Annotated in this window: 16 protein-coding genes; 3 read left to right on the forward strand and 13 right to left on the reverse strand. The window is 33.4% G+C overall.

Going from position 1 to position 13,855, the window contains the following annotated elements:
• Positions 1-2 precede the first annotated feature (2 nt).
• The 9 genes from B9N53_RS08275 to B9N53_RS08315 all read right to left on the reverse strand — a co-directional run bounded on the left by B9N53_RS08275 (position 3) and on the right by B9N53_RS08315 (position 7,987).
• Positions 3-1,289 carry a glycine/sarcosine/betaine reductase component B subunit gene (locus tag B9N53_RS08275; RefSeq protein WP_094204522.1) on the reverse strand — a complete coding sequence of 429 codons (1,287 nt, stop codon included), beginning with the start codon at positions 1,287-1,289 and terminating at the stop codon, positions 3-5.
• A 16-nt stretch (positions 1,290-1,305) separates the two neighbouring features.
• Entirely contained in the window at positions 1,306-1,656 is a 351-nt protein-coding gene (locus B9N53_RS08280) for a GrdX family protein (RefSeq protein ID WP_002838759.1), read from the reverse strand.
• 194 nt (positions 1,657-1,850) lie between these two features.
• Complete coding sequence (locus B9N53_RS08285) at positions 1,851-2,609, reverse strand: N-acetyltransferase (protein ID WP_094204523.1); 759 nt, start codon at positions 2,607-2,609, stop codon at positions 1,851-1,853.
• Positions 2,610-2,713: 104 nt separating this feature from the next.
• Positions 2,714-3,511, reverse strand: a complete 798-nt coding sequence (locus B9N53_RS08290) for an amidohydrolase family protein (RefSeq protein ID WP_094204524.1) — start codon at positions 3,509-3,511, stop codon at positions 2,714-2,716.
• Between the two features lie 13 nt (positions 3,512-3,524).
• Positions 3,525-4,787 carry an MFS transporter gene (locus B9N53_RS08295; protein WP_094204525.1) on the reverse strand — a complete coding sequence of 421 codons (1,263 nt, stop codon included), beginning with the start codon at positions 4,785-4,787 and terminating at the stop codon, positions 3,525-3,527.
• Between the two features lie 18 nt (positions 4,788-4,805).
• The gene (locus B9N53_RS08300; protein WP_094204526.1) at positions 4,806-5,597 is read right to left on the reverse strand and encodes an SDR family oxidoreductase; all 792 of its coding nucleotides are present in this window, start codon (positions 5,595-5,597) and stop codon (positions 4,806-4,808) included.
• Between the two features lie 28 nt (positions 5,598-5,625).
• Positions 5,626-6,795 (reverse strand): UxaA family hydrolase, encoded by a 1,170-nt coding sequence (locus B9N53_RS08305; RefSeq protein WP_094204527.1) that lies wholly within the window; start codon positions 6,793-6,795, stop codon positions 5,626-5,628.
• A gap of 3 nt (positions 6,796-6,798) precedes the next feature.
• The gene (locus B9N53_RS08310; protein ID WP_094204528.1) at positions 6,799-7,095 is read right to left on the reverse strand and encodes a UxaA family hydrolase; all 297 of its coding nucleotides are present in this window, start codon (positions 7,093-7,095) and stop codon (positions 6,799-6,801) included.
• Complete coding sequence (locus B9N53_RS08315; protein WP_094204529.1) at positions 7,088-7,987, reverse strand: dihydrodipicolinate synthase family protein; 900 nt, start codon at positions 7,985-7,987, stop codon at positions 7,088-7,090. The genes B9N53_RS08310 and B9N53_RS08315 overlap by 8 nt, the downstream gene beginning before the upstream one ends.
• Before the next feature lie 184 nt (positions 7,988-8,171).
• On the opposite strand from B9N53_RS08315, the gene B9N53_RS08320 reads away from it, so the two are divergent.
• The 3 genes from B9N53_RS08320 to mnmH all read left to right on the forward strand — a co-directional run bounded on the left by B9N53_RS08320 (position 8,172) and on the right by mnmH (position 10,859).
• Positions 8,172-8,912 (forward strand): IclR family transcriptional regulator, encoded by a 741-nt coding sequence (locus B9N53_RS08320; protein ID WP_094204530.1) that lies wholly within the window; start codon positions 8,172-8,174, stop codon positions 8,910-8,912.
• A 102-nt stretch (positions 8,913-9,014) separates the two neighbouring features.
• Positions 9,015-9,746 carry a TraX family protein gene (locus tag B9N53_RS08325; RefSeq protein ID WP_094204531.1) on the forward strand — a complete coding sequence of 244 codons (732 nt, stop codon included), beginning with the start codon at positions 9,015-9,017 and terminating at the stop codon, positions 9,744-9,746.
• A gap of 93 nt (positions 9,747-9,839) precedes the next feature.
• On the forward strand, positions 9,840-10,859 hold the full coding sequence (mnmH, locus tag B9N53_RS08330; RefSeq protein ID WP_094204532.1) for a tRNA 2-selenouridine(34) synthase MnmH: 1,020 nt from the start codon (positions 9,840-9,842) through the stop codon (positions 10,857-10,859).
• A gap of 69 nt (positions 10,860-10,928) precedes the next feature.
• Here mnmH and B9N53_RS08335 read toward each other — a convergent pair whose 3' ends face one another.
• From B9N53_RS08335 to pta, 4 genes are all read right to left on the reverse strand, one after another.
• A complete protein-coding gene (locus tag B9N53_RS08335) occupies positions 10,929-11,486 on the reverse strand; it encodes a hypothetical protein (protein ID WP_094204533.1) in 558 nt (185 codons plus the stop codon).
• 97 nt (positions 11,487-11,583) lie between these two features.
• Entirely contained in the window at positions 11,584-12,492 is a 909-nt protein-coding gene (locus B9N53_RS08340) for a putative ABC transporter permease (protein WP_094204534.1), read from the reverse strand.
• 33 nt (positions 12,493-12,525) lie between these two features.
• Entirely contained in the window at positions 12,526-12,882 is a 357-nt protein-coding gene (locus B9N53_RS08345; protein ID WP_242428076.1) for a hypothetical protein, read from the reverse strand.
• Between the two features lies 1 nt (position 12,883).
• Positions 12,884-13,855: a phosphate acetyltransferase gene (gene pta / locus B9N53_RS08350; RefSeq protein ID WP_094204536.1), complete on the reverse strand. Its 972-nt coding sequence runs from the start codon at positions 13,853-13,855 to the stop codon at positions 12,884-12,886.

The raw sequence follows: 13,855 nt of genomic DNA on the forward strand, positions 1-13,855 counted from the left end.
TCCTAGTAAAGCTTAACTGTTAAGTTGTGGAATCCTATTTCAGATGTAGAACCAGTAACAGCGTTAAGTTCGCAAACAATAGTTCCTTTTTCTTCATCCAAACATCCATCCCAACCACCAGCTAAGTTCTTAATGGCTTCTACATTACCAATAATTTTGTCCGGCTTATCCAAATGAACAAGGTGAGATACATTTCCTGTAGATACTACAGCACATGCTTCCTTCTTGGCATCTGCCAAAGGTTGAGAATCTCCTGCCCATCCAGCACATTCGTCAGTAATAAGTACCGATTTTATTCCAGCTTTTTCCAATCCTGAAGATATCATTACCAAGTCTGAGTCTGGATTACCGTAACCTTCTTCAGAAATTACTACACCATCTGCAGCCAACATCTTACATAGCTTAACAGTGTAATCGCAAGTTCTAAATTTACCATCCAATGTAGTAAGTTCTGGAACCATAATTTCACCGACAAAATTAATAGTTTTGCCATGTTCCTTGTACAATTCCTTAATTACTGAGTTGTTTTGGTGTTGGTAAGTTGTTATCTTATCGCAAGCAGCTACACAGTTACCACTTACAACAGCACCGTCCAACTCTTCATTAGGATGAAGAAGTGTAGGCAAAATCTTCTTAACATCAACACCATAAATGTACACATCGTGAAGCAAACCTTGTGCAATCATCATTTGTGCATATACGACTCTTGGAAGATCTTTAAGTTTTTCTGCTTCTGTTTTAATATCTTGAATTTCAAAGATTTCTGAATTATCGCACTCTACATTTTCAAGAGCATATCCTAAATATTCCGCTGACTTCAAACCTACAAGTCTAGCACAAGTTTCGTGTTCGTGAGGTTCGATATCTTTTTGAACTGTAATATCCACAACTACATTCAAAGTCTTGGAAAATGGAGTGTAGTCTGCTCCTTCTCCCCACATATCTATAATTCCTTCTTGGAAACCAACCACATCACCGACAGTAACTACAGCAACATTTTTCATAATTTTAGTGATTCCGTCTCCAAGTTGTTCGATTTCACCTGTGACACCTGGGAACTTATTCGTTCTACCAACTCTAAATCTAGGTTCAATACAATCTTTAACTGGAATAATCCTAGTTTTTTCGCCAGGCTTAGCCAAGTCAATGCTAATTTCTGTTACAAAATCGACATCCTTTAAAAAATCGATCATTTCATCTTTGTTGATAAAAAGAGTCTTATTTTCTACCTTAGTAGTATCAGAAAACTTAACATCTTCAATCAGACAGTTTTGATATTCTAATTTCATAACTCCAACTCCTTCATTAATTCTCTATACCTTCTTTTAGAAGAACCGCATCGAGAGTACAATAATCTTCACCATTTCTGTAATCTGGCTTTCGAACTCCCATAGTGTTGATATATTTTTCGATAGAGTTTTCAATAATTTCAATTGACCTTTCCGAAAAACCTTTTTTCATCACTACACTTCTAACCGGCGAATAAAACATCCTAATCGATGCAGCTAGAGGATGAGTAACCAAAGAATACCCCAAATGTGTGAGATCTCTTACCTTATAAAGCACATCCAAATATTCTCCTTCGATATTAATAGTGTTGTCGTATTCGTTAATTACGTAACTATTATTAGTAACAATTACTATATCCTTTTCCATAACCATCCTCCTTGTACTATTATTAAACCATATTTCTTGATAAAAAAAAGTTAGCACACTAACACTAATTAAAGTAATTATTAGTATGCTAACACAAAACAAAAAAATTTAGTTATAAATTTCTTTTTTTTAATTTTAAGTATCAGGTAACGGTTAAAATATTTTATCCTATACTCTCAAATCAATATTTTAAATTAACTATTTTTAACTTTTTCAATTAATTTCAAAAATTTCTTTTCATTCTGTTGTTCATTGGTAATCCATTTTCCATCATAAAACAACGCATAAGTCGTGCATGGAGTGGGAGCTTGTTGTGCTTGTTGTTTGGAATGGATGTGAACTGTTTTGAAGGAAATGTTGTTTTCTTGTGCGATTTTTTCTAAAATAGGTACATATTTTGCATTGAATGGGCATTGATTGGTATAGTACAAGACAACTCCTTTTTCTTCAATGTGAGGATTTTTGGCTTGTGTTTTAAATTTTGGGATAGGATTATTTTCACCAAATGGCAAATACATTAGATTTATTCCACAATCAGAATCATCAGCTACACGAAATCCTTTTTTTGACAAATATTTAGGATCAGATAGGAATGGCTTTTTCTTTTTAGAAGAAAGTATACACAGACCAATTTTACCTTGTGATTTTGCATCTTGGATACATTGATTAAGCAAATCATTTGAATATCCGTGACCTTTTAACGCTCCTGAAACCCAAAAGCAATCAATATACATATAATCATCTGCTTTAATTGGTATCCACGCACTTTCAGCTGGTATGTATTCAATGAAACATTTACCCCTTTTTTCTGATTTGATGAATACAAGACCATCGTCAAAGCAGCTTTTCATCCATTCTTTCTTCGAACAAACTTGAATATCTTTGTTGTTTGATAATGCACAACAAATATGTTCAGTATCTATATTGTCTTTTGTCACGCGTATATATTCCATGAATTTTCACCCCATTTTTATTTTATTATATACCATTTAAAGGGGTTATATAATAAAATAATCGACACAAGTTGTGTTATTCTGTGCCGATTATGTTCATTATTTTATTTTAAGTTGTAGCATTTAATGGCATTGTTGTAGAATATGTCTTCATCGTCATTGAAGAAATCTCTAACTATTTGAAGGTGTTTATCAAATGTAGAGTACAATTCTACTACTGGCCAATTGGATGCATAAATTAACTTGTCTTTGTCGAATGTTTCTTTTATGAATTCCAGTAATTCTTGGACAAATTTTTCATCTTCTGTGGCAAATCCAGAAACTTTTACATACAAGTTAGGTAAGCTTGCTAAGTTTTTCATATCTTTTTTATATTTTTCTAATAATTCAACTGGATTTCCTAAATGATTTAATACTACTTTTAATTCTGGAACTTGTTTTAATGCTTGGTACAAATCATCTAATTCTTCTACTCTGTTGCATGATTCAAATATTAGTCCTCTGTTAGCTAATTCTTGTAATCCTTCGATGAAGGATTCTTCAAGACAACGTCCTTTTGGGTTGTCATCAGTGTGTAGAGGTTCTCTGATCCCAACTGATTGTGCTGGTACTCTCATTGTTGGAGATACTTTGCTTCTGAGTAGTGTTGCCAATAATTTTTCGTTGTTTTTCTTGATATTATATATGATTTCATCTTCTTGGATAGGATCTTTTCCATCTACTTCAACATATATTCCACCTACAAAATCAATGTCTTCTATCTTGTCGTAGTTTTCAATATATTGTTGAATTGTGAATGTTTTTTTGATGGTTTCAGGAACTCCCGTTAACCAAGGTAAATCTTGTTTTTCAAGATCCCAAATGTGAAAATGTGTGTCGATTATTTTAAGTTTGTTTGCCATTTTGTTTTCCTCTCTAATTACTTTTTACTGATCCTTTGAATCCGTACCATGAGCAATATAAAAATCCTGGTACTGCTAATGCCAACGCTATTTGTAGGTTAGATGCATCTGCTATCGCACTCATTAATAGAGGAATTAGTGCTGCTCCAACGATACTCATTGTTAGCATACTTGCTGCAACTTTTGCTTCTGATCCTTGAATATCATGTAATGCTAATGAGTAAATTGTAGGGAATCCTATTGATATAAATAGGTATGATATTATGAATCCTATTACAGAAACTTTTCCCAATCCCATGGCAACTGCTGCAAAGAAAATTGCAGATAATAGCATATATACTCCCAATATTTTACCAGCTTTGAATTTATTCATAAGAGGTGTTGTTACGAAACGGCCAACTGTGAATAAAAGTGACAATATTCCTAGATATTGTGTAGCTTGTCCTGCTGTTAATCCTTCCCATTGTCCCACAGCATAAGCTGAGAACAAGGACATTCCTGCAACTTGTAATCCTATGAATATGAATTCTGCTACAAGTCCCAATACGAAATGAGGTTTATTCATAAGTCTTTTGATGATAAATTTTGTTGGTTCATGAACATTTTCATCTTCTTCAACATCACCTGGAGGTGTTGGTAATTTTACGAAGATAAACGTTGCAAATACAGCTATCAATACTATTGCAATGATTAGATATATGTTTTTCGTGCTTGTTAAAAAGCTTAACTTCGCTTCATCAAATCCAGAATTTCCTGGTTTTACTGTCGCTCCTACGATTCCACCAAGAATAAGTGGTCCTACGATGTTACCTACTCCGTTGAAGCTTTGTGCAAGGTTTATTCTAGTGGATTCTTTTTCAGGATCTCCAAGTTTTGTGATGTAAGGGTTACAGTTTGTTTCAAGAGATGTAGCACCTGCTGCTATTACAAACATTGCCAACAAAAATAGTGGATAGTTTGTAGATATTGTTGCTGGTACTGTCAAGAATGATCCTGCGATAAATAACGCAAGTCCAAGCAATATTCCAGCTTTGTATCCTTTTTTTCTAGCTAAGTTTGCTGCTGGAATGGATATGAAGAAATACGCTCCGTAATATGCAACTTGAAGTAGTGCAGATTCTGTACCACTTAATTGCATGTAGTTTTCCATAGGAGTTTTCAAAGCGTTTACCAAGTTCATCGTCAATCCCCATACGAAGAATAGCGATGTAACAAGAATTATCGCAAGCTTTGCTTTTCCTCCTGTCAATTGTTTAGTGTTTTTGTTTTCTGTCATTACTATCACCTATTTGTATTAGTCAAGTGCACGGTCCAAGTGTACGTATCCACCGTCAACGTGTACCCATTGTCCTGTTGTGTGAGATGATTTGTCAGATAACAAGAATGCTGCTGTGTTAGCAATTTCAGCTGGTTCTGTCATTCTGTGTTCAAGTGGAATTCTGTCTGTGATTAAACTTAAACGTTCTTGTTGTGCTTTTTCGTCTCCAAATGTTTTAATCCAATCTTGGTACAATGGAGTCCAAGCTTCTGCAACAACTATCGCATTAACTCTTACACTATCTTTAATAAATGCTGCTGCCCATTCTCTTGTAAGTCCAAGGATAGCTCCTTTTGCTGCTGCATATGCAGATGTTTTCCCTTGTCCAGTAAGAGCTGTCTTGGATGAAATGTTTACTATTGATCCTTTGTTTTTCTTTAATTCTGGAAGTGCTTGTCTTACTAATTCGTAGTAGTGAGTAAGGTTAGAATGAATTGATTTTTCGAAATCTTGCCAAGAAGTTTCTTCAATATCCAAGTTGTCGTTACGTCCAGCGTTGTTCACAACACCATCGATGTGACCATGTTTTTTCACAACATCTTTTACAATAGCTTCGATTTCTTCAGTGTTGTTCAAATCAATGAAGTAAATCTCATATTTGTCTGTAATTTCTTCCAATTCTTTCTTGAATGGTTCGTATTGATCGTTTTTTCTGTTCAATACAACTGGAATTGCTCCTTCTCTTGCCACTTGAAGTGCTATCGCACGTCCTATTCCTTTAAATCCGCCTGTTACAAAAATTACTTTGTCTTTTAAACCTAAATCCATGTTTCTTCTCCTTAATTATTATTTTTATTTACACAAATACAGCTGTACGTTGTATTGCTAATTCAGTAAAACCAAGTTCTTCTGCTTTTGTTTCTTCGCCGTTACAATAATCTATAACTCTGTCGATTAATTTTTCTCTTAGCTCATCCATGCTTACTTCATCGAACAAAACCCCACTAGCATCGAAATCAATGTTGTCCGACATTTTTTCGTAAGTTTCTCTATTCGCAGTCACTTTAACAACTGGAGCTATTGGATTTCCCGTTGGGGTTCCTCTTCCTGTTGTAAATACTACAATTTGTGCTCCACCTGCGATTAACCCTGTGACAGATGCTGAGTCGTTACTTGGAGTATCCATGATTACAAGTCCTTGACCAGTTTCCATTGGTTGTGCGTAATCGTAAATTTTATTGATAGGAGATGTTCCTCCTTTGTGGATGCATCCAAGTGATTTTTCTTCTAATGTTGTAAGTCCCCCATGGATATTTCCCGGTGAAGGATTTCCTTCTCTAACATCTTTTCCTGTCATTTGTCTGATATTGTCTTCGTAAGTTTTTACTATATTGTAGATTTTGTCGCGGGTTTCTTCGTTGGAAGCACGCTTTGCTAAAATATGTTCCGCCCCTATGAATTCTGTTGTTTCGCAAATCACTGTAGTTGCTTTTTGTTCTACCAAATAATCGCTAACTTGTCCTACAAGAGGATTGGAAACAAGTCCACTTGTCGTATCAGATCCACCGCAGTTTGTTCCAAAAATCAATTCAGAAACAGGCACTTCTACGCGTTGTTGTTTGTTTGCTTCTTCAACCATTTTCTTAGCAAGTTCTGTCGCTTTTTTGATTGTTTTGATAGTGCCGCCTTCGTTTTGAATAACAAGTGATTCAAGAGGTTTGTTGGTACGTCTGTTGATTTCTGCCATTACTTTTGTGATTTGTGCATCTTCGCAACCAAGTGAAATAGCAATCGTTCCATATATATTAGGATTGGCCGCTAATCCTGCTATAGTTTCAATAGTCATATCCAAATCACTACCTACTTGTGAACAACCAGTCTGTAAATTAAAGGTTGTCGTTCCTTCAACTTTTTGAGAAACCATTCTAGTTGTGTCAGATGCACACATAGAACAAGGTAATATCAAAACTTTGTTTCTAATGCCGACTCTTCCGTCTGGTCTTCTATATCCCATAAATGTCTTCATTAACTATTTCTCCTTTAATTTATTGTTCTCTCTGTTATCTTTTACATTGTGCGTATGAACATAATCTCCAACTTTTATATCACAACTTGCAAGCCCGATATGTTCGCCGTATTTAATCACATAATCATTTTCTTTAATATCTCTGATAGCTATTTTGTGATATTGTGGAATACTTCCATTTGCAATGATGCTGTGAGAATTATTGTCCTTGTCAACATAAACAACCTCGTCGTTTTCCTTAACTTGACTAATCACCACAGCCACATTGTCGTCTTTATGAATTAATAATGCTTTAACCATTAATCTTCTCCGAATCTTTTAATATTTCAAATGCCCTATCGATTTCATCTTCTGTGATTTTATCGTAAGGTAGCATACATTTAGTATTAATCTTCATACCTTCTCTTTTCAAAACATTCTTACATACATTTGAGAAGTTCGTTTGAATAGCGTAGATGTCCATCATTCTGTTGATGATTTTTTGGTATTTGTGAATTTCATCGAGATTATTATCGTTTGCAGCCTTCACCCAGTCTGCCCACAATTTTGGTCTTATATTTGAAAATCCTGATATGCAACCGCTTCCACCAGCGGCAATGTTTGCACTAAATTGATTGTCGAAACCAGAATAAACTCTGAAATCATCTCTTATTAATCTAGCTTTTGAAATTAACTCTTGAGTGTGCCCTGTTTCTGCTATAGTATCCTTCAATCCTACGATGTTTGGATATTTTTCGATTAATTTCAACACAACATCAATCGAAATATTGTATCCAGTTCTTGCTGGATAATTGTAAATGTAGATGTCTCCTTCGATATTTTCTGCCATATATGAGAAATATTCGTAAGCTTCTTCATCGTTCAATCCAAAATAAAATTGAGGAAGAATAACCACACCATCAGCTCCACATTTTAAAACTTCATTTGATAAATCAACAGTTTCTTGTGGTACTAATGAAGTTGTTCCAGCCAAAACTTTAATTCTTTTGTCAACTTTTTTGATAATTTCTTTAAGGAATTTCCTTTTTTGTTCAAAAGTAAATGCTGTAAATTCCCCTGCACTACCAAGTGGTAGGATTCCGTCAACTCCACCATCTATAACGTATTCAACAAGATTCAAAGTACCGTCAATATCGATATTTCCGTCATCTTGAATACTGGTTAATAGTGGAGTTATAATTTCGTATTTCATATTACACTCCTAACTTTTTTAATAACTTCGTATATACGAATTACGTTTGTATTTACAATTTGTTAATTACATATTAACACCTGCTCTCAAGTCTGTCAACATTTTAATTTATGAAAAATGTGGTATACTTGTTTATATTAATTTAGACCAAAATTAAAATACAAATATTAGAAAGAGTATTAAAATGCATAAACCAACACAAAGAGTTATTGATATACTTAATTTTTTAGAGACAAAACCGAAAGGTGCCACTCAAACAGAAATTTCGAATGAAACATCTATTCCAAAATCAACTCTGTTTCCAATTCTTAAAACATTAGAAGAAAACAGATTTTTGATATGCGAAGATGGCTATTACAAAATAGGAATAATGATGTGGTGCATTGGACAAAATTTCTCAAAAAGTTCAGTTATATTGGAATTAATCAAAGAAAAAATGCAAGAAATAGTGACAGAAGTCAATGAGATTTGTCAATTAAGCATTCTGACAGGCCAGTACACAACCTACATTGAAAAAGTAAATCCAAAACAGCCAGTACAATTGATTTCATCTGTAGGAAAGATGATCCCCGCATACGCGACATCACTTGGAAAATCTCTACTTTCCAACCTAACCTACGACGAATTGAATAAAATCTATCCAAACGGCCTCACAGCTTTAACCGAAAATACAATTACTGATATTGATGTATTGTACAATCAAATTCAAGATATCAGAAAATACGGTTATTCTTACGAAGTAGAAGAATCTATGCGCGACATAATCTGTTTTGCAGTGCCTTTGAGCCATGGTGATGAAGTGGAGTATGCCATTAGCGTTTCCATTCCAAAATACAGGGCTACAAAATCTAAAAAAGAAAAAATAATTAAATGTTTGTTACAGAAAAAAGAAGAAATCAATGAAATAATCAATAAATTTGAGTAGTTCAAAGTGAAATTTGCTTTGAACTATTTTTTTACGTGAAAATATTGCAAATTTGTTCAAATTATTGTATCATACAGTATACTCAAAATTTAAGGAGGACAAATGGATATAAATAAAAGATTTGAACACGATAAATTAAAGAAGTTTCAGATATTTAACGCAGCTCAGCTAAAATACATTGCGTTTACATCGATGCTGATAGATCATGTTAACAACTCGATTGTAACGCATTTTTTAAATGGAAAAGGAGCATTGTTGTATATCTCGAACTTTCTATCGATATTAGGAAGAATTGCATTTCCAATATTTATATTTTTCATAGTTGAAGGATTTTTCAAGACACACGACAGGGCAAAATATCTTAGAAACTTGTTGGTTTTTGCGGTGATTTCAGAAGTTCCATTCGATATTTTCACATCAAAAGTATTCTTCGATCCGTACTGGAACAATATGATGTTCACGTTGGCATTGTGTCTTGTAACTGTGTGGATAATTGATTATATTAAAGATAAGTTTAAAAACAGGATACTTTGGTATGCTGCATCTGTAATAATCGTAGCTGTTTTCGGATTCTTGGCAATGTATTTAAGCTTGGACTACGATTATCACGCGATAATTCTAGCTTACTTGTTCTACATTTTCTACGACAAGCCTGTGATTTCCGCAGGTCTTGGATATTTGTCGATTATCAAAGAAGTGTATTCTTTCTTGGGATTCGCCTTTACTGTGACATACAACGGAGAACGTGGAAAACAAAACAAATTGGTAAACTATCTATTCTATCCAGTTCATATATTGATACTTGGACTTATTAGAATGTATTTTAATTTTTAATTGAGAACTTGCTATTTGCAGGTTCTTTTTTTTATTGAAAATCTCTTTTACAAACGCAATAAAAGATGTATAATTAGTACCTTGGAGGCCAAAATGTTCGTAGCAAATACTTATGAAGAACTTATAAATGTGGAAAACTTAATATTTGTCGATGTTAGAAGCGAGTACGAGTTTCAGAAAGAAACCATACCAGGATCTATTAATATTCCGATACTAAATAACGAGGAAAGAGTGGAAATCTCAACGATTTATGATGCAGGAGATCACGAATGTGCAAAGAAATTGGCGATAAGATATGCATCTGTAAAACTCGAAGACATTTACGTGAAGTTATTGGATTTGAGTAAAAATTATAATGTGTGCTTGTTTTGTTACAGAGGATCAATGAGAAGCACTGTACTTTTTAACATAATGAAATCAATGGGGCTTGACATTTACAGGCTAAAAGGAGGATACAAAGCTTATCGTAAACACGTTATTGAAAACTTAGATAAGCTTATTAATTCACACGAATACGTAAATATCAACGGCTACACTGGTGTTGGCAAGACAGAAATTCTTAATATTTTGGAAAATTCTCATAAAAACGTCCTCAACTTGGAACAACTTGCAAACCACAGAGGCTCCATCCTTGGAAATGCCGGATTGAACAAACAACCAACGCAAAAAATGTTCGAAAGTTTGCTGTTCGATAAGCTCAAAAGTTTTGATAATTCTCCTGTTTTTGTGGAATGTGAAAGTAGCAAAATAGGAAGAATTAATGTTCCCAAATCTTTGAGACAAAAATACAACGGTTCACATCATCAAGTTATGATAAATTCAAGCCTTAAAGATAGAATAGATAGAATAAAAACAGATTATTTGAAAAATTCCGATGCTTTGGAGGATATTAAAAAAGGGATAAATCATTTGTCCAAATACATTGGCAAGAATAACTCCTCCATTTTGATTGATAAACTAGAGGACGAAGACTACGATTATGTGATAGAAAGTTTGATTACGAAATACTACGACATCAATTACGCAGTCAAAGCAAAAGATTTTGAACTGGAAATAAATAATGAAAATAGCGAAAAGTGTGCTGAAGAAATAATGAAATTTTATGCAAAATAATTCTGTATAAATATTTGTTTTGAATGCAGCAAAAGCAGATGCCGTATAAGACATCTGCTTATTTTTATTTTAATTATTATAATATTGATTATCTATTTCTAAAATTTCTTCAATTTTTCCTTTATCTTTCGTAATTATTGCACCTACCAAGATTGAACCATCATATAATTCTTTATTCCCCCCCTTTAATCTCAAAAAACAATTTTTAATTTTAGAATGCTTTACTTGTTTAACGGGTTTATTTAAATATTCAATATCTTCATTTTTTAATTTTAAATTAAGATCTTCAAAAATCTTAATCAATAACTCTTTATTGGGTGTATTAATCCTAATTTGATAAATTCCATTATCATGCAAATCTTCTGTTATTAATATTGAAGAAGATAAATAAATGGAGTTTTTCTCATTGTTATCTGTATTCAACGCGTAATAATTTTTCCTACCGTCTTTGTCGTAGTATTCTGTAACCTGTCCCTTTACTACATCTGCAATATTATGTGCGGTTTTTTGAGAATCTTTAAAATCAATATATTTTCCAAGCTTGTCTAGATTAAGAAAATGAAAAATCGTTGTTGAAATCAATATTAATATTACTACACTTAAAAATATTTTTCTATTTTTTTTCATACTCCATATCCTTTTTATTAAATTATTATTTTCATGCTATTCTTACTAATTCAAAATGAACACTATTGCAGATGCCGTATAAGACATCTGCTTATTTTTATTTTTTGTAAGTTATATCGTTTCTCTTTGCAACTCTTTGTATGTTTTTTTGGTGAGTTTGTAATCTTTTAAGCCTTTTATCATAGACTTTGTCGATTCTATCGTGGATTAGATCGACCTTTTCAGCGCTTTCAACTCTTTCATCCAACAAAGTTTTGAGCTTTTCTTTGAGGTTGGTTTCTCTTTCAATTCTGTCTTCTAATATTTTGGCGCTGTTTTCTATGAAGGATTTCTTGATTTCCACTTGTTCTATCCTGTCACGAAGTGCACTTTTAAGTCCCGACAAATCAGCTTCAAGTGTTTGTGATCCTTCCAACGCTTTGAGCTTGACATCTTTTCTGATTTCTTTTAAGTAGGATTCCATTTTTTCTTGATATTCAATTATATATCTAAATCCATAAGCTTGTTTTACTGAAATCACAACATCTACTGAAAATATAGCTATAAGAATGTAAATCACGAAGTTGTAGTTGCTGTTTTTGATTTTTTCAGTGAGTTCAAGTATGTATTTGTTGGAATAATTCATCATGAATATGGACATAACTCCGAAAAACAGTGATGATCTGAGGCATATCAGCCCTTTTATGTTCATAAATCTTTCTGTGTAATCCCAATATCTTACTTTGAATATTTTTTCAATCAAATATCCCGTTATAAACTCCAATGCCGTTGCAATTATCAATCCCGAGAAAAATATTACGATGTAAGAATCGTTAAATCTCTCTATTGCGTGATCCACAAAAAGCGTGATGAACACTGCTCCAAACCCATATATCGGAAGTAATGGCCCGTACAAGAATCCTCTGTTAGTAAGTTTTTTCTGTCCAGCGCTTACCCAGATTACTTCCCAAATATATCCAAAAACTGCATAAAAGAAGAACATATATATGAAATTAATTAACTCCATTTTATCTCCTTAAAGACAAAGATAGGCTTTCACCTATCTTTGTGTTTTTGATTTATTTTTGTATATTATTGTATAAACTAGATGTATGATTATTGCAAACGCAAATGGCATATATATTCTACTAAACGAAAATTCTTTCAAATATTTGACTATTGCCATTATGGAAACCACTGCACTTGCAACCAAATACAATCTCAATTCCTTCAAAGATGATATGTCCTCATCTCTTCTGTCGTAAATCATTTTAGTCACGACTAATAACGATGCTACGAAAACTACTAGCATAATTCTTGTGAAATTCTTACCTGATACTGCGATTTCTACTAAAAATCCAGAAAACAGCAAGAATATGACATATGTTATTAGCGTGAACAGTCTATTATTTTTCACTTTATAATGCTTGAGCAGCTGTTATTATAGCTAGCTTGTACACGTCTTCTTCGTTGCAACCACGAGACAAATCGTTAACTGGTTTTGCCATTCCTTGAAGGATTGGTCCTATTGCTTCGAATTTTCCTAATCTTTGAGCGATTTTGTATCCAATGTTACCTGCTTGTAAATCTGGAAATACGAACACATTTGCATGACCTGCTACGTTTGAACCTGGAGCTTTTTGTTTTCCTACAGATTCAACGATACTAGCGTCAAATTGTAATTCTCCATCGATTGGAAGTTCTGGTGCCATTTCTTGGGCAAGTTTAGTAGCGTTGGCAACTTTTTCTGCAAATGAGTGTTTTGCAGAACCTTTTGTAGAGAATGAAAGGAATGCAACTTTTGGATCGATATCGTATAGTTTTGCAGTTTCAGCACTTACAACCCCAACTTCTGCTAATTGTTCTTCGGACAATTCGATGTTGATGGCGATGTCTGAGAATACGTATCTTTCGCCGTTTGGTCCAATCATAACCATTGCTCCTGATACAAGTTTTGTACCTGGTTTTGTTTTGATGATTTGAAGTGCTGGTTTTACAGTGTCTCCAGTTGAGTGAACTGCGCCTGATACAAGTCCGTCTACTTCGTCACAATAAAGCATCATTGTTCCGTAGTAGTTTACATCTTTAAGCATAGTTCTTGCTTGTTCTTCAGTGTTTTTGCCTTTACGTCTTTCAACAAATTTGTCTACTTTTTCATCGAAATCAGAAGCATTTAGTGGATTGATGATTTTAACCCCTTCAATGTTCAAGTTTTCTTGGTTTGCTAATTCTTTGATTTTTTCTTCATCACCTAAAATTACAGGAGTAATGATTTTTTCTTCGTTCAATCTCGCTACTGCTTTTAAAATTCTTAATTCTTCTCCTTCAGGAAATACTATCTTTAAGTTTTTGCCTGAGATTTTTGATTTTAATGATTCAAATATATCCAT

Origin of the sequence: Finegoldia magna, assembly GCF_002243175.1 — a bacterium.
In the GTDB taxonomy this organism is placed as follows: Bacteria; Bacillota; Clostridia; order Tissierellales; family Peptoniphilaceae; genus Finegoldia; species Finegoldia magna_J.